The sequence below is a fragment of the Pseudomonas sp. CFBP 13711 genome, assembly GCF_014842265.1.
In the GTDB taxonomy this organism is placed as follows: domain Bacteria; phylum Pseudomonadota; class Gammaproteobacteria; order Pseudomonadales; family Pseudomonadaceae; genus Aquipseudomonas.
On the sequence record NZ_JACYVI010000006.1, the window covers coordinates 38,134 to 62,045 of the forward strand.

General features: G+C 60.6%; 20 protein-coding genes and 2 pseudogenes. 18 read left to right on the plus strand and 4 right to left on the minus strand.

The window, feature by feature from the left end:
• Positions 1 to 74 precede the first annotated feature (74 nt).
• The 3 genes and pseudogenes from gabD to IFT47_RS12950 all read left to right on the plus strand — a co-directional run bounded on the left by gabD (position 75) and on the right by IFT47_RS12950 (position 4,376).
• On the plus strand, positions 75 to 1,517 hold the full coding sequence (gabD, locus tag IFT47_RS12940; protein ID WP_192173047.1) for an NADP-dependent succinate-semialdehyde dehydrogenase: 1,443 nt from the start codon (positions 75 to 77) through the stop codon (positions 1,515 to 1,517).
• Between the two features lie 193 nt (positions 1,518 to 1,710).
• Complete coding sequence (gabT, locus tag IFT47_RS12945) at positions 1,711 to 2,991, plus strand: 4-aminobutyrate--2-oxoglutarate transaminase (RefSeq protein ID WP_192135860.1); 1,281 nt, start codon at positions 1,711 to 1,713, stop codon at positions 2,989 to 2,991.
• A 162-nt stretch (positions 2,992 to 3,153) separates the two neighbouring features.
• Positions 3,154 to 4,376: pseudogene (locus tag IFT47_RS12950) on the plus strand (HDOD domain-containing protein).
• Between the two features lie 27 nt (positions 4,377 to 4,403).
• Here IFT47_RS12950 and IFT47_RS12955 read toward each other — a convergent pair.
• Both IFT47_RS12955 and desA read right to left on the minus strand, forming a co-directional pair.
• A complete protein-coding gene (locus IFT47_RS12955) occupies positions 4,404 to 5,381 on the minus strand; it encodes a GGDEF domain-containing protein (RefSeq protein ID WP_065990974.1) in 978 nt (325 codons plus the stop codon).
• A gap of 139 nt (positions 5,382 to 5,520) precedes the next feature.
• The gene (gene desA / locus IFT47_RS12960) at positions 5,521 to 6,705 is read right to left on the minus strand and encodes a delta-9 fatty acid desaturase DesA (RefSeq protein WP_133775675.1); all 1,185 of its coding nucleotides are present in this window, start codon (positions 6,703 to 6,705) and stop codon (positions 5,521 to 5,523) included.
• A 177-nt stretch (positions 6,706 to 6,882) separates the two neighbouring features.
• On the opposite strand from desA, the gene dibA reads away from it, so the two are divergent.
• The 6 genes from dibA to IFT47_RS12990 all read left to right on the plus strand — a co-directional run bounded on the left by dibA (position 6,883) and on the right by IFT47_RS12990 (position 13,026).
• Complete coding sequence (gene dibA / locus IFT47_RS12965) at positions 6,883 to 8,805, plus strand: phosphodiesterase DibA (protein WP_192173046.1); 1,923 nt, start codon at positions 6,883 to 6,885, stop codon at positions 8,803 to 8,805.
• Between the two features lie 199 nt (positions 8,806 to 9,004).
• Positions 9,005 to 9,187: a sulfur starvation response protein OscA gene (gene oscA / locus IFT47_RS12970; RefSeq protein WP_065990977.1), complete on the plus strand. Its 183-nt coding sequence runs from the start codon at positions 9,005 to 9,007 to the stop codon at positions 9,185 to 9,187.
• Positions 9,188 to 9,268: 81 nt separating this feature from the next.
• Positions 9,269 to 10,279 (plus strand): sulfate ABC transporter substrate-binding protein, encoded by a 1,011-nt coding sequence (locus IFT47_RS12975; protein WP_192173045.1) that lies wholly within the window; start codon positions 9,269 to 9,271, stop codon positions 10,277 to 10,279.
• 68 nt (positions 10,280 to 10,347) lie between these two features.
• Positions 10,348 to 11,169, plus strand: coding sequence for a sulfate ABC transporter permease subunit CysT (gene cysT / locus IFT47_RS12980; RefSeq protein WP_192173044.1), 822 nt, complete (start codon positions 10,348 to 10,350; stop codon positions 11,167 to 11,169).
• Between the two features lie 12 nt (positions 11,170 to 11,181).
• On the plus strand, positions 11,182 to 12,054 hold the full coding sequence (cysW, locus tag IFT47_RS12985; RefSeq protein WP_192173043.1) for a sulfate ABC transporter permease subunit CysW: 873 nt from the start codon (positions 11,182 to 11,184) through the stop codon (positions 12,052 to 12,054).
• Positions 12,055 to 12,057: 3 nt separating this feature from the next.
• Positions 12,058 to 13,026 carry a sulfate/molybdate ABC transporter ATP-binding protein gene (locus IFT47_RS12990; RefSeq protein ID WP_192173042.1) on the plus strand — a complete coding sequence of 323 codons (969 nt, stop codon included), beginning with the start codon at positions 12,058 to 12,060 and terminating at the stop codon, positions 13,024 to 13,026.
• A 284-nt stretch (positions 13,027 to 13,310) separates the two neighbouring features.
• On the opposite strand, the gene IFT47_RS12995 is transcribed toward IFT47_RS12990, so the two are convergent.
• Positions 13,311 to 13,847 (minus strand): Mpo1 family 2-hydroxy fatty acid dioxygenase, encoded by a 537-nt coding sequence (locus tag IFT47_RS12995; protein WP_192173041.1) that lies wholly within the window; start codon positions 13,845 to 13,847, stop codon positions 13,311 to 13,313.
• A gap of 106 nt (positions 13,848 to 13,953) precedes the next feature.
• Between IFT47_RS12995 and IFT47_RS13000 the strand changes: the two genes are divergently transcribed.
• Positions 13,954 to 14,664 (plus strand): Crp/Fnr family transcriptional regulator, encoded by a 711-nt coding sequence (locus IFT47_RS13000; protein ID WP_192173040.1) that lies wholly within the window; start codon positions 13,954 to 13,956, stop codon positions 14,662 to 14,664.
• A gap of 12 nt (positions 14,665 to 14,676) precedes the next feature.
• Here IFT47_RS13000 and IFT47_RS13005 read toward each other — a convergent pair whose 3' ends face one another.
• Positions 14,677 to 15,684 (minus strand): AraC family transcriptional regulator, encoded by a 1,008-nt coding sequence (locus IFT47_RS13005; RefSeq protein WP_192173039.1) that lies wholly within the window; start codon positions 15,682 to 15,684, stop codon positions 14,677 to 14,679.
• Positions 15,685 to 15,794: 110 nt separating this feature from the next.
• On the opposite strand from IFT47_RS13005, the gene IFT47_RS13010 reads away from it, so the two are divergent.
• From IFT47_RS13010 to IFT47_RS13045, 8 genes and pseudogenes are all read left to right on the plus strand, one after another.
• Positions 15,795 to 16,865 carry a fatty acid desaturase gene (locus IFT47_RS13010; RefSeq protein WP_192173038.1) on the plus strand — a complete coding sequence of 357 codons (1,071 nt, stop codon included), beginning with the start codon at positions 15,795 to 15,797 and terminating at the stop codon, positions 16,863 to 16,865.
• 294 nt (positions 16,866 to 17,159) lie between these two features.
• Positions 17,160 to 17,741, plus strand: a complete 582-nt coding sequence (locus IFT47_RS13015) for an alpha/beta hydrolase (protein ID WP_192173037.1) — start codon at positions 17,160 to 17,162, stop codon at positions 17,739 to 17,741.
• A gap of 134 nt (positions 17,742 to 17,875) precedes the next feature.
• A pseudogene (locus IFT47_RS13020) lies at positions 17,876 to 18,691 on the plus strand (sigma 54-interacting transcriptional regulator); the annotation flags it as partial.
• A 217-nt stretch (positions 18,692 to 18,908) separates the two neighbouring features.
• Positions 18,909 to 19,697, plus strand: a complete 789-nt coding sequence (locus tag IFT47_RS13025) for a MetQ/NlpA family ABC transporter substrate-binding protein (protein ID WP_192173035.1) — start codon at positions 18,909 to 18,911, stop codon at positions 19,695 to 19,697.
• A 304-nt stretch (positions 19,698 to 20,001) separates the two neighbouring features.
• On the plus strand, positions 20,002 to 20,895 hold the full coding sequence (locus IFT47_RS13030; protein WP_192173034.1) for a TauD/TfdA dioxygenase family protein: 894 nt from the start codon (positions 20,002 to 20,004) through the stop codon (positions 20,893 to 20,895).
• A 14-nt stretch (positions 20,896 to 20,909) separates the two neighbouring features.
• Positions 20,910 to 21,791 (plus strand): ABC transporter ATP-binding protein, encoded by an 882-nt coding sequence (locus tag IFT47_RS13035; protein ID WP_407073235.1) that lies wholly within the window; start codon positions 20,910 to 20,912, stop codon positions 21,789 to 21,791.
• A 39-nt stretch (positions 21,792 to 21,830) separates the two neighbouring features.
• Entirely contained in the window at positions 21,831 to 22,697 is an 867-nt protein-coding gene (locus IFT47_RS13040) for an ABC transporter permease (protein ID WP_122536747.1), read from the plus strand.
• An 87-nt stretch (positions 22,698 to 22,784) separates the two neighbouring features.
• Positions 22,785 to 23,819: an ABC transporter substrate-binding protein gene (locus tag IFT47_RS13045; RefSeq protein WP_192173033.1), complete on the plus strand. Its 1,035-nt coding sequence runs from the start codon at positions 22,785 to 22,787 to the stop codon at positions 23,817 to 23,819.
• Positions 23,820 to 23,912: the final 93 nt, after the last annotated feature.

The following is a 23,912-nucleotide window of genomic DNA, read 5'->3' on the forward strand; positions in this document are numbered from 1 at the left end:
GGCGGCGGCCTCGGTCGAGGCGCCCGCATACAACCATTCGCTCCGCCGCGCGCGGTGCTGTTCAGGAGGCCGCAATGCAGCTTAAAGACTCGAAGTTGTTCCGCCAGCAGGCGTACATCAATGGCGCCTGGGCTGATGCCGACAGCGGCCAGACCATCAAGGTCAACAACCCGTCGACCAACGAGATTCTCGGCACCGTGCCGAAGATGGGCGCTGCTGAAACCCGTCGTGCCATCGAAGCCGCTGACAAGGCGCTGCCGGCCTGGCGTGCGCTGACCGCCAAAGAGCGTGGCGCCAAGCTGCGTCGCTGGTTCGAGCTGATGATTGAAAACCAGGACGACCTCGGTCGCCTGATGACCCTGGAGCAGGGCAAGCCGCTGGCCGAGGCCAAAGGCGAAATCACTTACGCCGCTTCCTTTATCGAGTGGTTTTCCGAAGAGGCCAAGCGCGTCTACGGCGACGTGATTCCGGGCCATCAACCGGACAAACGCCTGATCGTCCTCAAGCAGCCGATCGGCGTGACTGCGGCGATCACGCCGTGGAACTTCCCCGCCGCCATGATCACCCGCAAGGCCGGCCCGGCGCTGGCGGCAGGCTGCACCATGGTGCTCAAGCCTGCTTCGCAAACCCCGTATTCCGCACTGGCACTGGCTGAACTGGCCGAGCGCGCGGGCATCCCGGCTGGCGTGTTCAGCGTGGTGACCGGCAGCGCCGGCGATATCGGTAGCGAGCTGACCAGCAACCCCATCGTGCGCAAGCTGTCGTTCACCGGCTCGACCGAGATCGGTCGCCAGTTGATGGCTGAATGCGCCCACGACATCAAGAAGGTGTCGCTGGAACTGGGTGGCAACGCGCCGTTCATCGTGTTCGACGACGCTGACCTGGATAAGGCCGTTGAAGGCGCGATCATTTCCAAGTACCGCAACAACGGCCAGACCTGCGTGTGCGCCAACCGCATTTATGTGCAGGACGCGGTCTACGACGCGTTCGCCGAGAAGCTGCAGGTTGCCGTCGCCAAGCTGAAAGTAGGCGATGGCCTGGCTGAAGGCACCACCACCGGTCCCCTGATCGATGAAAAAGCCGTGGCCAAGGTCAAGGAACACATCGCTGATGCCTTGAGCAAAGGCGCGAAAGTGTTGAGCGGCGGCAACAGCCTGGAAGGCAACTTCTTCGAACCGACTATCCTCGTCAACGTGCCGAAAAACGCAGCCGTCGCCAAGGAAGAAACCTTCGGTCCGCTGGCTCCGCTGTTCCGCTTCAAAGACGAAGCCGAAGTGATCGCCATGGCCAACGATACCGAGTTCGGGCTGGCGTCGTACTTTTACGCGCAGAACCTGAGCCGTGTGTTCCGCGTGGCGGAAGCGCTTGAGTACGGCATGGTGGGCATCAACACCGGCCTGATCTCCAACGAAGTCGCGCCGTTCGGTGGCATCAAGGCGTCCGGTCTTGGCCGTGAAGGCTCCAAGTACGGCATCGAAGATTATCTGGAAATCAAATACCTCTGCCTCAGCATTTGAACCGGCTGAGTGGCAGAGTGAAGTAACTGTTCTACAACCTGCGGGACGCGAGAGCGCCGTTTCGCAGGTTTCAGTGGCACCAACTTATTGGTGGCCGGGAGGCCGCGACAGTCGATCATCGTATGCTGTTGCTGTTGACCCCGCTGCTTGATCCTTGAACCGCGCCGCCCGATGAGCGGCGAATGAGGAAATGATGAGCAAAACTAACGCATCCCTGATGAAACGCCGCGAAGCTGCTGTCCCACGCGGCGTTGGTCAAATTCACCCGATCTTCGCTGAATCCGCGAAGAACGCCACCGTCACCGACGTCGAGGGCAATGAGTTCATCGACTTCGCGGGCGGCATCGCGGTACTGAACACCGGTCACCTGCACCCGAAAATCGTCGCCGCCGTTCAAGAGCAACTGACCAAGCTGACCCACACCTGCTTCCAGGTGCTGGCGTACGAGCCCTATGTAGAGCTGTGCGAGAAGGTCAACGCCAAGGTCCCGGGCGATTTCGCCAAGAAAACCCTGTTGGTCACCACCGGTTCCGAAGCGGTTGAAAACGCCGTCAAGATCGCCCGCGCCGCGACAGGCCGTGCAGGCGTCATCGCCTTCACCGGCGCCTACCACGGCCGCACCATGATGACCCTGGGTCTGACCGGTAAAGTCGTGCCGTACTCGGCCGGCATGGGCCTGATGCCGGGCGGTATCTTCCGCGCCATCTACCCGAACGAGCTGCACGGTGTCAGCGTTGACGATTCGATCGCCAGCATCGAGCGCATCTTCAAGAACGACGCCGAGCCGAAAGACATCGCCGCGATCATCATCGAGCCGGTGCAGGGCGAGGGCGGTTTCTATGTCGCGCCGAAGGCGTTCATGGCGCGTCTGCGTGAACTGTGCGACAAGCACGGCATTCTGCTGATCGCTGACGAAGTGCAGACTGGCGCTGGCCGTACCGGCACCTTCTTCGCCATGGAACAGATGGGCGTGAGCGCCGACCTGACCACCTTCGCCAAATCCATCGCCGGTGGTTTCCCGTTGGCCGGCGTGTGCGGCAAGGCCGAGTACATGGACGCCATCGCCCCGGGCGGTCTAGGCGGCACGTACGCGGGTAGCCCGATCGCATGCGCGGCTGCGCTGGCGGTCATGGAAGTGTTCGAAGAAGAGCACCTGCTGGATCGTTGCAAAGCGGTTGGCGAGCGTCTGGTCACTGGCCTGCGCGCCATCCAGGCCAAGTACCCGGTCATCGGCGAAGTCCGCGCGCTGGGCGCCATGATCGCCGTCGAGTGCTTCGAGAATGGCGACACCCACAAGCCGAACGCTGCTGCCGTCGCACAAGTGATCGCGAAGGCCCGTGACAAGGGGCTCATCCTGCTGTCCTGCGGCACCTATGGCAACGTATTGCGCGTGCTGGTCCCGCTGACCTCGCCGGACGAGCAGTTGGACAAAGGCCTGAAGATCATCGAAGAATGCTTCGCTGAAATCGCCTGACTTCATGCCGATGAGCTGCGGCACGTTTGATCAAATGTGACCGCTTCGTCAGAAAAAACCTGCTTCGGCAGGTTTTTTTGTTTTTGACGTCAGGAAATTCTCTTTCGGTTTGTCTCCCTGCGCAGTCTTTGACTATGGTGAAGAGACTGATGCCGGAGAGTCATGATGACCGTTGTAGAGGCGCTAGCCGTTCCCCGCGTGTTGATCGCTGAATCGGACCCTTGGGCCCGCGAGATGCTCAACGAATTGGTCCTGGATGTGCGTTGTGACGCGCAGCTGGACATCTGTTCCAACGGCCGGGAGGCCATCGAGCGGATGAGCGGGTACATCCCCGACCTGGTCATCGCCTCCCGCGAGCTGCCGGGCGTCGATGGGCTCAGCCTGCTGCGCGGGCTGCGGCAGCTGCGCCGTCAGCCGCCGGTTCGTTTCATTCTGCTGAGCAGTCGCAGCGACAGCGTCAGCGTGCGTGAAGCCGTGCAGCTGGCGCCCACGGCCTACCTCACCAACCCCTGAACCTGGAAGGCCTGCGCCAACGGCTGGAAACGCTGCTGTTGCAGGACGGTGCGCAGGTTGCCTGTGCGGTGCCAGGTCTGGCGCCGGGCGTCGGGCTGGATGCGTTTCTGGAACAGCGCCGGGAAGTCGCAGACGGCGGACCCCTGTTCGTTGACGTGGCTGCGGCGGTGGCCAGCAGTCGCGGGGCGTCGGGCGTTGATCTGACGTTGCTGGAACAGGCGTTGACTCACGATCCCCACGTCACCGCGCTGTTGATCGCCGCGGCCAACAGCGCGTCCCACCATCAGGGCAAGCCCGTGCAGACGCTGGCGCAGGCGCTCGCCCTATTGGGCGGTACCCAGAGCGTCAATCTGGTTCAGGGTCTCGCTCTCAAGCGTGGCGCGGTGCTCACGGATGCAGCGTTGCTGCTGCAAGCCAGCGAAATCTGGGATGTCTCGCAACGCACCGCCGAATGTGCGCGGACGCTGGCGCTCAAGCTGGATCTGAATCACGAGCGCTGTTACTGCGCCGGTTTGCTCAGGGGCCTGGGCGAATTGACGGTGTTGCGCTGTTTGCAGGACTGGCTGATCGCTGGCGGCGCGCTGGATGAGGCCACCATTCGCCGCACGTTGGCGCAGTATTCGGCCTCGTTTGGCTCGGCATTACGGACGCGCTGGCGCTTGCCGTTGGAGCTGCGTGAGCTGATTGCGGCGGTGTACCAATACAACACCGGCGTGTTCACTCGCGAGGTCCTGGCGATGAATGTGGCGGGACAGATGGGATCACTCGGACTTGAAGACCCGCTGGAGGCACTGGCGAAAAGCAAATCGGCGCGGCTCTTGAAGGTCAGCAGGTCAGATCTGGAAGGGGTGCGCAGCAAGACGGTGGCTTAGCCGGGATGTGGATTCGGAAAAGCAGGCTTACACCAGCACGATCTGATTCTTGCCCTGGCGCTTGGCCTGGTACATCGCAGCGTCCGAGCGTGCGTAAAGCGCTTCGAGGCTCTGGTCCTGGTCGCCGAGGTTGGTCAGCCCCTGGCTGGCAGTGATGCCGAAGGTTTTGTCATTGCACTGAAAGCTCAGGCGCTGAATCTCCCGCTGCAACCGCTCGGCAATCTGCTGGGCCATTTCCGGCGCACAGCCCGGGAACACGGCGGCAAATTCCTCACCCCCAATTCGTCCGAACAGATCACCACGCCGCAGCGTCTTGCGCCCGCATTCGGCAATGCGTTGCAGCACGAGATCGCCTTCCTGATGGCCGTAGGTGTCGTTGACCAGTTTGAAATCATCCACGTCCAGCAACAGGAATGCCATCGGCGTGCCCTGCAAACGGGCCTGCTCGAATTCCCGCTGAGCGCATTCGAAGAAGTGCCGGCGGTTACTGCTCTGGGTCAGAACGTCGGTGGTGGCCAGGCGCTGCAGCTCGTCTTCGAGGTGCTTCTTCTCGGTGATGTCTTCGGCGATACCGACCACGATCAGGCGCTGGCTGTGCTCGGCCTGATGACTGACGAAGCACTTATCACTCAGCCAACGGACCTGGCCGTCGGCGCGAATGATGCGGTACTCGCGGTCTTCGATGGAGCCCTTCTCAAGCACTTCGCTCAGGCTGCGCTCGGCGTAGTCCAGATCGTCGGGGTAGATACTGTCGCGCCACTCGCTGTAATCGGCGAGCAGCAAACCGGCGGAACGGCCGAAAATGCGCTCGTAGGCGGGGCTGACATAGATCATGCGTTGCGTCTGCCAGTCGAACGCCCACAACACGGCGTTCACGCTGACCAGCAGGGAACTGAACAACTGCTCGCGCTCGCTGAGACGCGCCACTTCCGCCTGGGCATGCATCAGCGCCAGAAGGGTTTCTGCTGCGGCGGGGGTCTCAACGTGGGGAGTCTGGTTGTCCATGAGCACTGCATCTCGGAATAAGGTGCGGCGCATGCCACAACATGTCACACAGCATAGTGCGAAGGTGTTAATGAGATAGGAGTAATGGCACTAAGTTCCGATCGGTGCCACTCGGACGAATGGTCACCGATCAACGGCATCAGGCGTGATGAGGCCGCAGCGAGTAGGTTTTGAGCTGATCGGCGAAGTCACGCAGCGACTGAATACCGCTGGCTTCCGCTTCGTGGACCCAGTCCTTGATGGCCGCCAGCATGTCGTGACCATTGCTGCTGGTCTTTGCCCAAATCTGCTGCAGCGCCAGGCGTTTTTCGTAGATCACTTTCAGTGCCTGACTGTGCTCCAGCATGGTCTGGATGCGCGCCTGATGCTTGTCTTCCAGCAGGCTTGGCTCGCGGGAAAGCAGGCGTTTGGCGCGGCGGAACTGGTGACGCACGGAGGCATCGGCTTTGGCCAGTTCCTGCGCGACCAACGGCGCGATGACCAGCTTGCGGTACTGAGCCATGATCTGGAAACGGTTATTGAGGATGGCCATCGCCGTGTCCATGTCCAGATGGCCTTTGCCTTCCACACGGTGCGCGATCGGCGCGACCCGCTGCACTTTCGCCAGGCGCAGCCAGCTGAACACTTTGATCCACGCCCAGCCCATGTCGAACTCCCAGCGCTTGACCGACAGCTTGGCCGAGTTGGGGTAGGTGTGGTGATTGTTATGCAGCTCTTCGCCGCCGATCAAAATGCCCCAGGGCACCAGATTGGTGGCAGCGTCCCGGCATTCGAAGTTGCGATAGCCGACCGCGTGGCCGAGGCCATTGACCACACCCGCTGCCCATACAGGAATCCACATCATCTGGATCGCCCAGACGGTGATGCCGATGACGCCAAACAGCGCCAGATCGATCACGCCCATGAGCGCGACGCCTAGCAGTGGATAGCGCGAATACAGGTTGCGCTCGATCCAGTCCTCGGGGCAGTTTTTACCGTAGATGCGCAGCGTCTCGGGGTTCTCCGCTTCGGCGCGGTATAGCTCGGCGCCTTTGCGCAGCACGGTCGACAGACCCTTGATGACCGGGCTGTGCGGATCATCGACGGTTTCGCATTTGGCGTGGTGCTTGCGGTGGATAGCGGTCCACTCGCGGGTGTTCTGCGCCGTGGTGAGCCACAGCCAGAATCGGAAAAAGTGCTTGAGCCCTGCGTTGAGTTCCAGGGAGCGATGCGCTGAATAGCGATGGAGATAGACCGTGACGCCGACGATGGTGACGTGTGTCATCGCCAGGGTGACTGCGACCAATTGCCAGACGGAAAGGTCGAGCAGACCGTTGTTCCACATAGGCTGAGTTGCCCTCGGTTGTTACGCGTGCAATATACGGATCCGCCCGAGCAGACCCTGAGACAGAAGCGGGCATTATCACTTAGCTCACAGATAAAAACAGTCGGTCTTTCAGAGAAGCGTCGCAAGATGTTTCTTGTTCTATAATTTCCGACTTTCGCAAGGTTGTTTCTTTCTATGTCGAGCATTACCCGGGATGCGCTACGCACCGCAACGTTGTACGGGCTTTTGTCGATGGTGTGGCTGGCGATCAGTGACTACTTACTGCCGCGGCTGATCGAGGACGCGACCGTGCTGGCGCGAGCGCAACAGACCGGCGGTTATCTCTGGCTGGCCGTCAGCGCAGTGCTGATCTATCTGGCTCGCTCGCGGCTGCTGCGATTCATGGGCGTCACCGAGCTGGCGCGCCGGCATGAGGACATGCAGCGTCTGCGACTGGCAGCGGCCGTATTCGACACCACGCTGGAAGGCGTGCTGGTCACTGATGCCACGGGCGTGATCGTCCACGTGAACCGTGCCTTCAGCGAGATCACCGGGTATCAGCAGGACGAAGTGGTGGGTTTGCGGCCGAGCACGTTCAAGTCAGGCCGCCATGGCCCCGAGTTCTACGAACGGATGTTCAAGACCATCCTCAGCGCCGGGCAGTGGAGCGGCGAGATCTGGAACCGGCGTAAAAGCGGCGAGATCTACCCGCAGTGGCAGAGCATTCGTCCGATCCGGGACGAGGAAGGCGAAATCACACAGTTCGTCGCCGTGTTTTCCGATATTTCTTCGATCAAGCATTCCGAGCGAGAGCTGGCGCATCTGGCCCATTACGATCCTTTGACCGGTCTGCCCAATCGCCTGCTGTTCACCGACCGTGCCGAGCAGGCTCACACCCACGCACGCCGCAATAAACGCACCCTGGCGCTTCTGCTCGTCGATCTCGATCACTTCAAGCACATCAACGAAAGCCTCGGCCACAACGCCGGGGACGAAGTGCTGAAAGCCGCCGCCGAGCGGTTGCAAATCCATCTGGAAAAGGGCGTCACGCTGGCGCGGCTGGGCGGCGACGAATTCGCGATTCTGCTCGAAAATGCCCAGCAGGTCGCGCAATCCGCCGAACTGGCGCAGAGCATTCTGGAAGGGCTGCGCGAGCCTTTTCTGGTCAGCGGGCAATCGCTGTTTCTCACCGCCAGCGTCGGCATCAGCATCTTTCCCCAGGATGCGCTGACCGCCGAGCAGTTGCTGCGTAATGCCGACGCCGCGCTTTCACAGGCCAAGCATCAAGGCCGTGAAAGCTACGCGATGTACACCGCCGAACTGACCGCCCACGCCCAGCGCCGCGTCGAGTTGGCGGCCGAGCTGCGACAGGCCGTGGAGGAGAACGAGCTGCGGGTGTTTTATCAGCCGATCCATAACCTCCACAGCCGCTGCATCGAGGGCGTCGAGGCACTGGTGCGCTGGCAGCACCCCGCGCGCGGCATGGTCTCGCCGGGTGAATTCATCCCCATCGCCGAGCAAAGCGGGCTGATCGCCGACATCGACAACTGGGTGCTGACCCAAGCCTGCCGGCAGATGGGCGAGTGGCTGGCGGAGGGTGTGAATATCGCCTTCGTCGCGGTCAACGTGTCCAGCCGGTTGTTCGGACGCGGTGATCTTGATCGGCGAGTGGCCAAGGTGTTGAACGAAACTGGTCTGGCACCGGAGTTTCTGGAGCTTGAGGTGACCGAAAGCGCGATCATGGACGACCCTGATCTGGCCATCGAGCAGATGCACCGTCTGCGGGATCTGGGTCTGAAACTGTCCATCGACGATTTCGGCACGGGGTACTCGTCACTGCTGCGGCTCAAGCGCATGCCGGTGCAGAAACTGAAAATCGATCAAGGGTTTGTGGCCGGGTTGCCGGACGACGATGACGACATCGCGATCGTCAACGCCATCATTGCCCTGGCGCGCGCCATGGGCATGCGCGTGCTGGCAGAAGGCATTGAGCAGGCCAGTCAGGCCGGTTTTCTGCTGAAGCACAACTGCGAACTGGGGCAGGGCTATTGGTTCGCGCGCCCCATGCCGGCGGAACAGATCAACTGGCAGCATGCGCCGGTGTTTGTCTCTGCCTGACACAGCCGTGTGGCGCGCGCCACACGTTCAGAACCGCTTTCTAGGTCGTTCCCGGCCAGCCTCAGGCGCAAATGCCTTTTGGTTATATCTGCATTCTTAAATAGTATTTTTAAGAATATCTCTGCCTCTCTAATATCGCGCTCACGCCACAAGCAGCGTTTGCCCCCACGCTGCGGCAAATCTTTCAAGGAGCACGAACATGAGCGCATCTCTACGTAGCGTTGACGGCCAGGACGAAGCAAGCATTTTGCGTGAAATTCAAAGCGCGCTGCGTGACCTGCGTTTTGGCGCGGTTGAAATCACGGTGCACAACGCGCAAGTGGTCCAGATCGAGCGCAAGGAGAAATTTCGTCTGCAAAACCCGAGCAACAAGCAGGGCTGAGGCACGCTCCCGCATAACGAACACCGCATGACCTAAAACTAGAAAAAGCCAACAACACACATTTGTCCAGGAGCCTGATTCATGTCCATTCGTCGTTATGCGCTGGCCGCGCTCGCCAGTGCGGTGTTTGCCGGTTCTGCTGTCGCCAAGGATTTCACCCTGCTGAACGTCTCGTACGACCCGACGCGCGAGCTGTATCAGGACTACAACGCCGAATTCATCAACTTCTGGAAAAAATCCCATCCGGGCGACACCGTGAAGATCAACCAGTCCCACGGTGGCTCGGGCAAGCAGGGCCGCTCGGTGATCGACGGCTCGCCTGCCGACGTGGTCACCCTGGCCCTGGCCGGCGACATCGACGAAATCGCCAAACTGGGCAAGACCATTCCTGAGAACTGGCAGACCAAGTTGCCGGACGCCAGCACCCCGTACACCTCGACCATCGTGTTCCTGGTGCGCAAGGGCAACCCGAAAGGCATCCATGACTGGGGCGACCTGATCAAGGACGGAGTATCGGTGATCACGCCAAACCCGAAAACCTCGGGCGGCGCGCGCTGGAATTTCCTGGCGGCTTACGGTTACGGTCTGAAATCCAATGGCGGGGATGAAACCAAGGCCAAGGATTACATCGGCAAACTGTTCAAGCACGTTCCGGTGCTGGATACCGGCGCACGCGGTTCGACCATCACTTTCGTCAACAACGGTCAGGGTGACGTGTTGCTGGCGTGGGAAAACGAAGCGTTCCTGGCGTTGAAAGAAGACGGCGGCGCGGACAAGTTCGACATCGTCGTCCCTTCGCTGTCGATTCTGGCCGAGCCTCCAGTGGCCGTCGTCGAGAAGAACGCCGAGAAGCACGGCACCACCGAAATCGCCACCGAATACCTCAAGCACTTGTACAGCAAGGAAGGTCAGGAAATCGCGGCGAAAAACTTCTATCGTCCTCGTGACACGGAAGTGGCCGCCAAGTACGAAAAGCAGTTTCCTAAACTCAATTTGCTGACCATCGACAAAGACTTCGGTGGCTGGAAATCGGCTCAGCCCAAGTTCTTCGATGACGGTGGTGTGTTCGATCAGATCTACATTCCGCAGTAACCGCAGCGTCCCACGGAATAAATGGACCCGGACTTGTTCCGGGTAACGTGTGTAAACCAAGGACTTTTATGTCTCGACGCATATCCCCCGTCATACCCGGCTTCGGGCTGACGCTGGGCTACACATTGGTGTACCTCAGTCTGATTGTGCTGATACCGCTTGCGGTCATGTTCATCCACGCCTCCCAGCTGAGCGCCGTTCAGTTCTGGAATGTTGTTACGGCGCCTCGCGTGCTTGCAGCACTCAAGCTGAGTTTCGGCACAGCGTTTTTCGCGGCGATCATCAACGGCATCATCGGCACGCTGCTGGCCTGGGTGCTGGTGCGTTACACCTTCCCCGGTCGCAAGATCATCGACGCGATGATCGATCTGCCCTTCGCATTGCCCACCGCCGTTGCCGGTATCGCGCTGACCGCGCTGTACACGCCGACGGGTTTCATCGGCCAGTTCGCTGCCGATATGGGCATCAAGATTGCCTACACCCCCTTCGGTATCACCCTGGCGTTGACCTTCGTCACCATGCCCTTTGTGGTGCGCACGGTTCAGCCGGTGCTGGCGGACATCCCCCGGGAAGTCGAAGAAGCCGCGGCCTGCCTTGGCGCCAAACCTCTTCAGGTGTTCCGTCACATCCTCGTCCCGGCCTTGTTGCCTGCCTGGCTGACCGGCTTCGCGCTGGCCTTCGCCCGGGGCGTGGGTGAATACGGCTCGGTGATTTTCATCGCCGGCAACATGCCGATGAAGACCGAGATCCTGCCGCTACTGATCATGGTCAAGCTCGACCAGTACGACTACACCGGCGCCACGGCGATTGGCGTGATGATGCTGCTGGTGTCGTTCGTGCTGCTGCTGCTGATCAATCTGTTGCAGCGACGCATCGAAACCCCTAACTGAGGAGGCGCACGTATGTCTGGTTCATCGCTCATTGCTGCGTCCTCCGCCAATGCTGCCCGTCGTGGCAGCGCGGTGTCGCGGCGCATTCTGATCGGCCTTGGCTGGCTGGTCTTCGCGTTCTTCCTGCTACTGCCGTTGGTGGTGGTGATCGGCCAGGGTTTGAGCAACGGCCTCGGCGGATTCTTCGCGGCCATCCTGGAGCCCGATGCGCTGTCAGCCCTCAAGCTGACCGTGTTCGCGGTGCTGATTTCGGTGCCGCTCAACGTCGTCTTCGGCGTCGCGGCGGCCTGGTGCGTGAGTAAATACTCGTTCCGCGGCAAGGCGATTCTGGTCACCCTGATCGACCTGCCGTTCTCGGTCTCGCCGGTCATCGCCGGTCTGATTTACGTGCTGATGTTCGGCGCCCGTGGCGTGTTCGGCCCCTGGCTGCAGGAGCACGACATCCAGATCGTCTTCGCCCTGCCGGGCATCGTGCTGGCGACCATCTTCGTGACCGTGCCGTTCGTGGCCCGCGAGCTCATCCCGCTGATGCAGGAGCAGGGCACGCAGGAAGAAGAAGCCGCGCGCCTGCTCGGTGCCAATGGCTGGCAGATGTTCTGGCATGTGACCGTCCCCAACATCAAATGGGGCCTGATCTACGGCGTGGTGCTGTGTACCGCGCGGGCCATGGGTGAGTTCGGTGCGGTGTCGGTGGTCTCGGGCCACATTCGCGGCGTGACCAACACCCTGCCGTTGCATGTCGAGATTCTCTACAACGAGTACAACCACGTGGCTGCATTTGCCGTGGCGAGCCTGTTATTGATCCTTGCGCTGTTCATCCTGCTGCTCAAGCAGTGGAGCGAAGCGCGCATTAGCCGTCTGCGCAAAAACGCGGCGGAGGAATAATTCATGTCGATCGAAGTCCGTAACGTCAGCAAGAATTTCAACGCCTTCAAGGCCCTCGACGGCATCAGTCTGGATATCCAGAGTGGCGAGCTCGTGGCGCTGTTGGGCCCGTCCGGCTGTGGCAAGACCACGCTGCTGCGCATCATTGCCGGGCTGGAAACGCCGGACAAAGGCAGCATCGTGTTCCACGGCGAGGATGTCTCCGGCCACGACGTGCGCGATCGCAACGTGGGGTTCGTCTTCCAGCATTACGCGCTGTTCCGCCACATGACGGTGTTCGACAACGTCGCCTTCGGCCTGCGCATGAAGCCGAAGAACCAGCGCCCGAACGAAAGCCAGATCGCGGTCAAAGTGCATGAGCTGCTGAATATGGTGCAACTGGACTGGCTGTCGGATCGCTATCCGGAGCAATTGTCGGGCGGTCAGCGTCAGCGGATTGCCCTGGCCCGCGCCCTGGCGGTGGAGCCCAAAGTGTTGCTGCTGGATGAGCCGTTCGGCGCGCTGGACGCCAAGGTACGCAAGGAGCTGCGTCGCTGGCTGGCGCGGCTGCACGAAGACATCAACCTGACCTCGGTATTCGTGACCCACGATCAGGAAGAGGCGATGGAAGTCGCGGACCGCATCGTGGTGATGAACAAGGGCGTGATCGAGCAGATCGGTTCGCCCGGGGATGTTTATGAGAACCCGTCCAGCGATTTTGTTTATCACTTTCTGGGTGACTCGAACCGTCTGCATCTGGGCGAAGACAACCACGTGTTGTTCCGCCCCCACGAAGTGTCGTTGTCACGGCATGAAGTGGAAGGGCACCACGCGGCGGAAGTGCGGGACATTCGCCCGTTGGGCGCCACGACGCGGGTAACGCTGAAGGTCGAAGGGCAACCCGAACTGATCGAAGCCGAAGTGGTGAAAGACCACGACAGCCTGACAGGGCTGGCGCGGGGAGAAACGCTGTTCTTCAAGCCGAAGGCCTAGCAGAAGCGGGAGAGTATTTAGGGCGCTCTCTGATCAAGAGTATTTAAGCGCTCTCTAATCAAATGGACAGCTCGGCCACCGCGTTGTCTGGGGATAAATACACATCTTGTGGGAGCGAGCTTGCTCGCGAAGAGGCCATTACATCCGCTAGATTTTCAGCGGCTGGAATCCAGCCTTCGTGAGCAAGGTGGAGCGCCACCCCGGTCACTCCCACATTCCTTCATCCGCAGGGAAATCAGCGATGTCCTTCGACGATCGATCTGATTGGTTGTCAAAACACAGTTCTAGACCGTCGCTTTTTTCAAATCCCGCCGGTGCGTCTTGCCCACCCGCGCCTCGATGGCGTGTTGCAACTTCTTTCTCATTCCCAACAAAAAAGCCGCTTCGGCAACGACAAACAGCGGGCCGATGATCAGGCCTGTGAGGTCGTCGACAAACGCCGGCTTGCGGCCCTCGTAATAATGGCCCACAAACTGAATCGCCCAACCGAGCACGAACAGCCCGACGCCGGCGCTGAGCCAGACCATGGTGGTCTTTTGCGCCAGGCTTGCGCCGAGCCACAGGCACAGCGCGAGCAGAGCGCCCATCAGCACGCCGAAGAAGGCATCCAGCCGCAGGTAGAAAAACGTCGCCGCCAGACTCACCAGCAAGGCCGGCGACACCCAAAGCCCGCCGAGGGACCAACTGGTCCAGCCGGGGCGTGACAACAGTACGGCCACGGCGATCACGATCAGGGGAATGCCGACGAAGTGGGTAACGATATTACGGGTGTCGCGGTGGTAGGCCGCGTACTGGCTGAGGTGATCGACGAGGTTTTTCATTGTTATTCCTCTCTGGATACATGGATCATGCCGCTGATTTTTTTTGGCTGAGGCCGCTGCACGGCTCAGCCTGCAACAAAACGCCGGCTATCAAAAGGAGATTCACATGACGAATGGAACCCAATGGCGCTCATGGTTTATCAACGACCGATGGTTCCGCGATCTGCCTGCGTTGTTGCAGGATAGCTTGCTGATCGGCATGCGACAGCGCCGGGTGACGCCCGGCAAATCGATCTTCCAGCGCGGCGATCCCTCGCCCGGCCTGTATGCGTTGCTCACCGGCTCGTTACGCATCAATCCCCTTAAACCGCAGCAAGCGGACATGCCCCCGGCAGAAGGCTATCGACCGTTCTGGTTCGGCGAAGCCTCGTTGTTCGACGACTTGCCCGCGACCCACGATGTCTTCGCTCAAGGCGCGGTCATTCTCCTGCGCATGCCCCATGCGCCACTCAAGCAACTGCTGGCTGAACACCCGGCCTTGTGGCGGCATTTCCGTGATTTGCTGGGGCGCAAGCTCGGGCTCGCCGTCCCCGCCCTTGAAGACATCACCCTGATGCCCACCGAGGAACGCGTGGCGTTTCGGCTGCTGATGCTGGCCGAAGCCTACGGCGAGATGGATCGTTCGGTGCGCAGCGTGCCTCTGTCCGACATGGCCTCCAATCGCTGCCTCGGGCTGAGCGCTGAGGTGGTCGAACGGGTACTTGGGGAGTTCGCCGAACGGCAAATCGTGCGCCGCGATCACGACCTGATCCATGTGCTGGACACCGAATGGCTGCGCGAGACGGCGCTTCATCGCCTGACCGGCGCAGGCGCGTGATGGCGTCACCGGTCAGCGATTCATCCCTTCGCGGTACTGGCTGGGCGTCATGCCGGTCCAGCGCTTGAACGCGCGGCTGAAACTGCTGGTGTCAGCGAAGCCGAGCAGGTAGGCCACTTCACTGAGCGAGCAGCCGGGGTCGCGCATGTGTTGCAGCGCCAGATTCTGCCGGCACTGATTGAGCAGCAGATCGTAGCGACAACCCTCGTCGGCCAAATGGCGCTGAAGACTGCGCAGGCTCAGGTGCAGAGTGTGGGCGATGTGCTCGGCGGACGGCTCGCCTTCCGGCAATTGAGTTTCGATGGCGCCGCGCACCTTGCGCTCCCAAGTCAGCGCGCTGAGTTGCTCGAGGGTGCGGTTGAGCACGGCCTCGTTGTGCTCGGCCAGCTCGGGATTGGCGTCGTCCAGATGGCTGTCGAAATCCTCACAGGAGAAGATCAGCAGATTCTCCGCCGCACCGAAGAACAGCGGCGCACGGAAGACGGCATGCCAGGGCTGCGGATCTTCCGGTTGCGGCCGCATCAGGTGAACGGCCAGCGGCGCGTAATGACGGCCCAGGCGGTTGCGGCAGGTGCGCACGTAGATTGCGGCGAAGGCGTCCATCGCCTCATTGGCCGGCATCGGGCTGCCGTCGGGCACGCGGAAACGAAATTCGTAACGGTCGTTCACGCGTTCAAAACTCATGACCAGCGCGTCGCTCACCACCGGGTGATAACGCACGATGCGCTCGAACACCTCACGCAACGACCCGCTGGCAACCAGCGCATAACCGAGCGCATGAAAGGTCGTCGGGCTGACGAACCGTGACACTCGCAAGCCCAGCGCCGGATCGCCGCTGGCCTGCACGGCCAGTTCCCAAAAACGGGTGGTGACCGTCACCGGGTATCGCGCGTTGGGATCATCCATCAGCTGCGGATCCAGGCCCGCAGCCCGGCTCAGTGCGAGGCTGTCGAGGCCGAGGGCATCGAGTTGCTTGCGCAGGGCGCGGGTCCAGCTGGCGAGGATGCTCGGCTCAGACATACAAGTTGGCGCTTCCGGTCTACAGATTGGCGTTCACGGTCAGGCAGCTTCCGGCTTGAAGCGGCACAGTGGTGCCACGTTTTTCTATCCTGAAACCGGAGAATGGAAGCATGCACGACACTTCTGCAAGTGCTGCCGGACTGAATGCACAACAACGATCAGCGCATATTCGTGCGGTGGTTTCCGCCCATGGCGCCGCGCTGCGAGAGCGCTATCCGCTGCTGCGGCACCAGGATGCCATCGGCGCCGGCATCCTGTGCTTCGCACTCGCCGGCATGATTGGCAGCGCGACGCTCTATATCGGGGGTTACCTGGCCTGGTGGGCGTGCCTGCTGCTGAATGCGTTCTTTGCGTCGCTGACCCATGAGCTTGAACACGACCTGATCCACAGCATGTATTTCCGCAAGCAGCGGGTGCCCCACAATCTGATGCTTGCATTGGTCTGGATGGCGCGGCCGAGCACGATCAATCCCTGGATTCGTCGGCACTTGCACCTCAATCATCACAAGGTCTCCGGCACCGAGGCAGATATGGAAGAGCGCGCCATTACCAATGGCGAGCCGTGGGGCCTAGCGCGGTTGCTGATGGTCGGCGATAACGTGATGTCGTCGCTGATCCGCATGCTGCGGGCGAAAACATGGGCGCACAAATTCAGCATTCTCAAGCGCACCCTGCGTGTTTATGCGCCGCTGGCGCTGCTGAATTGGGGTGCGTGGTACGTGTTTCTTGGCTTCCATGCCGCCAATGGCATTGCCGGTCTGATGGGCAGCTCGATTGACTGGTCGGCGAACACGCTGGCGGTCATGCACGTCATCGACGTCGCTGTCGTGGTCCTGGTCGGTCCGAACGTGCTGCGTACCTTCTGTCTGCATTTCGTCAGTTCCAACATGCATTACTACGGCGACGTCGAACTGGGCAATGTCATGCAGCAGACCCAAGTGCTCAATCCGTGGTGGATGTGGCCGATGCAGGCGTTCTGCTTCAACTTCGGCAGCACCCATGGCATTCATCACTTCGTGGTGAAGGAGCCGTTCTATATCCGCCAGATGACGGCACCCGTTGCGCACAAAGTGATGGCTGAAATGGGGGTGCGGTTCAATGATTTCGGCACCTTCGGGCGGGCCAACCGCTTTGAACGAACGACTGAAAACGACGCGGTCCTCAAGCCTGCACGCGGTTGATACCTGGCGGCCCATTGCGCCAGTCTCGCCGGCTTGTGGGAAATTTCTCCGGATAAAAATTTCTGTAACAACCGCCCCTTAATCTCTGCTCATCCCCGGCGAGCTGGGGGCAGACAGCGTGATTCTCAGGGTCACCCCTTTAAGGCAGGGGGTGGCCCTCTTTTTTTTGCGCCTTTCCCTGAAGCTGCGGCATATATTTTCGAGCTATTAATAAATAGCTTCTTATTCTTTTTCGAATATATGTCCGATCCCTATACTCGCCCCCATGAACGCAACATGCAGGAGGCGAAGGCCATGCATAACGAATCGATCCGTTACCTGATCGTGCCAGGCTGGCAAGGATCTGCCGACGACCATTGGCAAACCCATTGGCAGAACAGTCTGCCCAATAGCGTGCGTGTGGAGCAGGCCGACTGGCTCAAGCCGCGCCGAGAAGATTGGGTGGGCGAGCTGCAACGCGCTATCGCCTCTGCCAGCACCCCGGTGATTCTCATCGCTCACAGCCTGGGGTGCGTGACCGTCGCCCATTGGGCGCAGCTGGCGCCACTGGCGAGTTTGCGTCAGGTGCGCGGGGCCCTGCTGGTGGCGCCCGCTGACGTCGAGCGCCCCAATTGCCCGCCGGCGATCCGCAATTTCGCGCCGATTCCCGAGCACCTGCTGCCGTTCCCGACCCAAGTGGTCAGCTCCGATAACGATTCAGCCGTCAGCGCATTGCGTGCGATGGAAATGGCCCGCAACTGGGGCGCCGAAATCGGCATTCTCAGCGGCGCGGGTCATATCAACGTGAAGTCCGGGCATCAGCGCTGGGAACAGGGTTTCGCTTATCTGTATCGGCTGCAAGGGCGCATCGAGCATTTCAACCGCCGCCGCGCATGACCATCGCGTTTGCAACGGTCGTTGCGCCTGAGACCTCTTTTCTCACGATCACTTTCGCCGCAGTGAACCGACAGGCGCTGCGGCCTTTTTTTTAAAACGCTTCGGTCAATGGGTGGCCGGGGCGGGAGCCTGCCATGAGCCTTTCCGACCTATCGAGCAACCCGCTGTTGACCTTCCCTGATGCTGAAAAAAGCCCGCTGAGCATCCGCGCCAAGGCCTTGGTGTTCATCGATCCACGATCGCGGCAATTGCGCGAAGAGATGGAACTGCTGGCGCCGCTGGACTTGCCCGTGTTGATCCGCGGCGAATCCGGCACGGGAAAGGAATTGCTGGCGCGTCATATTCATCGAGGTAGCGACCGGGCCGGGTTATTCGTGTCGGTCAACTGCGGCGCCATCAGCTCGACCTACGCCGACGCCGAGCTGTTCGGTTACGCCGCCGGCGCCTACAGCGGGTCCGCCAGCAGTCGGGCAGGCTGGTTCGGCTCGGCAACGGGCGGCACGTTGTACCTGGATGAGATCGCCGACCTGCCGATGGCGATCCAGATCAAGTTGCTGGCAGCGCTGGAAAACCACGAAGTCACCCGCGTCGGTGCTACGCAACCCAGCCAGGTCGACGTCAGACTGGTCGCCGCGACCAGCATCGATCTGCGCCTGTCAGTCGCCGCTGGCAAATTCCACGAGCGGCTTTATCGCTACCTGAACGAAGGGCGCCTCGACCTGCCGGCGTTGCGCGAACAGCCCGGCAACATCCTGCCGTTGGCCGAGTACTTCCTGGGGATTTACAGCCAGCGCTTCGATTTTGAGATGCCGCTGATCAGCGAAGACGCGCAACGAGTGCTCGAAGCCCATTACTGGCCGGGCAACACACGGGAGCTGGAGAATGTCATTCACTTCGCGTTGCTGGTGAGCAGCGGCGCGGAGATCCTGCCTGAGCACCTGAATCTGCCGGTCCGGTAATGGCTCTTGAGCTCACTGAGCAGGTAGCCGGGTGGCAAAATGCCCGCTGATAGCGAAAAGGCATAACCATCCGACTAAAAAGTATTGTCTCGGAATAAAAAATCTCGGTACTGTCCGCATCAGCCGCTCCCCTGCCAAGGGTCGATCCCGCGGCAGACCGAAAACAAAGTCGCCCACGAGGCGACCCGATTTCTATTAAGGACATCGCATGAAGAAGACGTTTTTGTTCACCGCACTGGCGGCTGCTCTCTCTCTGGGCATCAGCGCTGCACAAGCTGCCGAGAAGCTCGTCGTGGGCGCCACCGCTGTTCCGCACGCCGAGATCCTCGAGCTGATCAAGCCTGAACTGGCCAAAGAAGGCGTGGACCTGCAAATCAAGGTCTTCACCGACTACGTGCAGCCGAACGTGCAACTGAACGAGAAGCGTCTGGACGCCAACTACTTCCAGACCAAGCCTTACCTGGACGGCTTCAACAAAGGCAAGGGCGCTACCCTGGTGACCGGCGTCGGCGTACACGTCGAACCGTTCGGCGGCTACTCGAAGAAGTGGAAGTCCATTGACCAGTTGCCAGAAGGCGCAACCGTTGCCATTCCGAACGAAGGCAGCAACGCCGGTCGCGCTCTGCTGCTGTTGCAGAAGAACGGCCTGATCACCCTGAAAGACCCGACCAACGCCCTGTCGACGCCGAAAGACATCGCCACCAATCCGAAGAAACTGAAGTTCCGCGAACTGGAATCGGCTCTGCTGCCCCGCGCGCTGGATCAGGTCGACCTGGATCTGATCAACACCAACTACGCGCTGGAAGCCAAGCTCAGCCCTAAAAAGGATGCGCTGATTCTGGAAGGCTCCGACTCGCCGTACGTGAACTACCTGGTCACCCGCACCGACAACGCTCACACCGACGCGATCGAGAAGCTGTCCAAGGCGCTGACCAGCCAGCAGGTCAAAGACTTCATCAACAAGAAGTACGACGGCGCAGTTATCCCGGCGTTCTGATGAAGGCTTGAATGCGCGATTGCAGCGCATTCGTATACAAAACGCGCTTGCCCGCCGTTGCTCCCGCTCCGCTGACGTACTGTCATCGGGTGCATGGAAGTGACGGCGGGCAAGTGCGTTTTTGCGTTTCGAGCGTAGCGCCTGTGCATAAGTCGGCTTTTAGCTGCCTCGCTGATCAGTAATGGCCAACGGCCGTCGCTAGGTCGTTCGGCGCTATGCATATGCTCTAACGATATTTAAAATTCGCTTCTTATAGCTTTAAAGTCCTCCCTCCTCAGCCACACCTTTTGGAGTCGGAGTTCTCATGCCAGCAGCCTCCCACGCTTCGTCCGCGCAAGCGCCCGGTCAGCAGTTCGATGTGCGTCCATTCGCCGAAAAGGTGGGCGCGGAAATCGTCGGTCTGGATCTGTCCCGTCCGCTCAACGACGCCGATTTTGCCCGTGTGCATCAAGCGCATCTCGATTACCACGTGGTTGTTTTCCGCGATCAGCACATCACCCCGCAGCAGCAGATCGATTTCAGTCGCCGTTTTGGCGTCCTGCAGATTCATGTGCTCAAGCAATTCCTGCTCGCCAATCATCCCGAGATTTTGATCGTCTCCAATATCGTCGAGAACGGCCAGCCGGTCGGGCTGGGCGATGCCGGCAAATACTGGCACTCGGACCTGTCCTACAAAGAACTGCCGAGCCTGGGCTCGATGCTCTACGCCCAGGAGCTGCCAAGCGAAGGCGGTGACACCCTGTTCGCTGACATGCATTTGGCCTGGGACACGCTGCCCGAGCATCTGCGCAAAGCCGTCGAAGGTCGCAATGCGGTGCACAGCTATACGTCCCGCTACAGCCATGGGCATAACGCTGATAACTGGCGCCCGACCCTGAGCGCTGAACAGTTGGCCCAAGTCGCAGTGGTCAGCCATCCGATCGTGCGCACCCACCCGGAAAACGGGCGCAAGGCGCTGTTTGTCAGCGAAGGCTTCACCACCCACATCGTCGGCCTGCCGGAAGACGAGAGTCAGGCAATTCTCACAGAGCTGTACGCCCACAGCGTTCGCCCGGAAGGCGTTTACCGCCACAAGTGGCAGGAGAACGACATGGTGTTCTGGGACAACCGCTCGCTGATTCATCTGGCCGGCGGCACGCCCGATCACCTGCGCCGTCGCTTGCACCGCACCACCATTCAGGGCGATGCGCCGTTCTGATCCAGGAGAGCTCCATGAATGCTGTTCTGCAAAGCCACACGGCTAGCGATCGCTTGAACGCGCACCAGGCCAATCAGCCCACCGCTGAAGCGCTGCTGCAAGTACAAGGCGTCAGCCTTGAATACCGCACGCCGGAACGCGTGGTGCGGGCGACCCATCAAGTCAGTTTTGAAATCGATCCTGCCGACCGTTTTGTCCTGCTCGGCCCGTCGGGCTGCGGCAAGTCAACGCTGCTCAAGGCCGTGGCCGGGTTCATTCAGCCCAGCGAAGGGCAGATTCGCCTAGCCGGTCAGCAGGTCAGGGAGCCGGGGCCGGACCGCATTGTGGTGTTTCAGGAATTCGACCAGTTGCCGCCGTGGAAGACGGTGATCCAGAACGTCATGTTTCCGCTGCTGGCCTCGCGCACCCTCAAGCGTCGTGAAGCCGAGGAGCGTGCGCGGTATTACCTGGAGAAAGTCGGCCTGAGCGCTTTCGCTGACGCTTACCCGCACACCTTGTCCGGCGGCATGAAGGCGCGCGTGGCGATTGCCCGGGCGCTGGCGATGCAGCCCAAGATCCTGTTGATGGATGAGCCCTTCGCCGCGCTCGACGCGTTGACCCGCCGCAAGATGCAGGAAGAGCTGCTGGAGCTGTGGGAAGAGGTGCGCTTCACGCTGCTGTTCGTGACCCACTCCATCGAGGAAGCGCTGGTGGTCGGCAATCGGATTCTGCTGTTGTCGCCCCATCCGGGCCGCGTGCGCGCCGAGATCAACAGCCATCAGTACAACTTGAAAAGCCTCGGCGGCGTCGAGTTCCAGGCGTCTGCCCAGCGGATTCACCGGCTGCTGTTCGACGAGGGCGAAGCGCCTGCGGTCGAGCCGGATCTGCGGTTTCAGGATGTTCGTATTGCCTACTGATCGCGGTTCGCCGAGCTGCCCCCTCAAGAGATTGCACCCATGAGCCTTTCACCCCCTCTGCGGGAAGAATACGAAGTCGTGCTGGAGCCTTTCACTCAGGAAGATCTGGCCCGCGACATTCCCCTCGCGCAACGCATCTGGCAGGTGAGCTGGGTGCGTAAAGCCGTCATCCTTGTCGCCCTGGCGATCATCTGGGAAATCGCCGCGCGCATTCAGGGCAACGACCTGCTGCTGCCGAGCTTTCTGCAAACCGCTTCGGCGTTTATCGACGGCATCGCCAGTGGCGAATTGCTGACCAAGGTCTGGATCTCCCTGACGGTCCTGGTCAAGGGCTACCTGATCGGCATCGTCCTGGCGTTTGGTCTGACCACGCTGGCGGTGTCGACCCAACTGGGTCGCGACCTGCTCGGCACGCTGACGGCGATGTTCAACCCGTTGCCGGCCATCGCGCTGCTGCCGCTGTCGCTGCTGTGGTTTGGCCTCGGTGAAAACAGCCTGATTTTCGTGCTGGTGCATTCGGTGCTCTGGGCGTTGGCATTGAACACGTACGCGGGGTTTCTCGGTGTTTCGGAAACCCAGCGCATGGCCGGGCGCAATTACGGGCTCAAGGGCCTGCGGTTCGTCTGGTACATCCTGATTCCGGCGGCGCTGCCTTCGATTCTCGCGGGCCTGAAAATCGGCTGGGCCTTTGCGTGGCGAACCCTCATTGCCGCAGAGCTGGTGTTCGGCGCGTCCTCGGGCAAGGGCGGTCTGGGCTGGTACATCTTCCAGAACCGCAACGAGCTGTACACCGACAAGGTATTCGCGGGTCTGGCGGCGGTGATCATCATTGGTCTGCTGGTGGAAAACCTGCTGTTCAGTAACGTCGAGCGCCTGACCGTGAAGCGGTGGGGCATGCAGCGCTGATCTGCTTTATCAAACGAACGCTCCGCCTTGTGGCCGCTGAATGGGCCATGAGTCCGTCACCCCTTTCGCCTTCATCGTGAGAAATGTATGGAATTTCTGAAAACAGCTGCACCTTTCAAGCGCCCGACACTGACCGCGCTCGCCGCCGCCCTGAGTCTGGCTGGCGCGTTGTTGAGCAGCGGCGCTCACGCTGAAGGCAAGATCAGCATCGCCCAGCAGTTCGGCATCGGTTATCTGATTCTGGACGTCGTTCAGCAGCAGAAGCTGATCGAGAAACACGGCAAGGAGCAGGGCCTGGACATCAAGGTCGACTGGAACAGCATCTCCGGCGCCACCGCGATGAATGAAGCCCTGCTGGCTGGCGCGCTGGACGTGGTGTCGGCGGGCGTACCGCCGATGCTGACCATCTGGGACCGGACCAAGGGCAAGCAGAACGTCAAGGCCATCGCCTCGCTGGGCTCGATGCCCAATTACCTGCTCAGCAACAACCCCAACGTGAAGACCCTCAACGACTTCACTGAAAAGGACCGCATCGCGGTGCCGGCGGCGGGCGTAGGGTTCCAGTCGCGTACGTTGCAGATCGAAACCGCCAAGCTGTTCGGGAACGACAATTTCAAGAAATTCGACAACATCTCCGTCAGCCTGCCGCACCCGGACGCCACGTCGGCGCTGATTGCCGGCGGTTCTGAAATCAGCGCGCACTTCTCCAGTCCTCCGTTTCAGTACCAGGAGCTGGAAAATCCCAACGTGCATAAAGTGCTGAGTTCTTACGATGTGCTGGGCGGCCAGGCGACGTTCAACGTCCTCTACACCACCCAGAAATTTCACGACGAAAATCCGAAGACCTACAAAGCGTTTTACGACGCACTGGCGGAGGCCGAAAAAATCATCAAGGCCGACAAGCCTGCGGCGGCGAAGACCTACATCGACGTCGAGAAATCCAAACTGCCGTTGCCGCTGGTGGAGAAGATCGTCTCCGACCCGGAAATCGACTTCACCGTCGTGCCCCAGCGCACGTTCATCTACGCCGAAAAGCTCCACGAGCTGGGTGTGCTGAAAAACAAGGCTGACAGCTGGAAGGACTTCTTCTTCGAAGAAGCCCACGGTGGCGCGGGAAGCTGATCCTCAACGTTGGTCGGGCTGTTTAGACCGGCCTGATGGGGGGCGGTGTGTCAGCCACACCGCCTTCGCGACCGTCGTAACCTCCGATTGCTC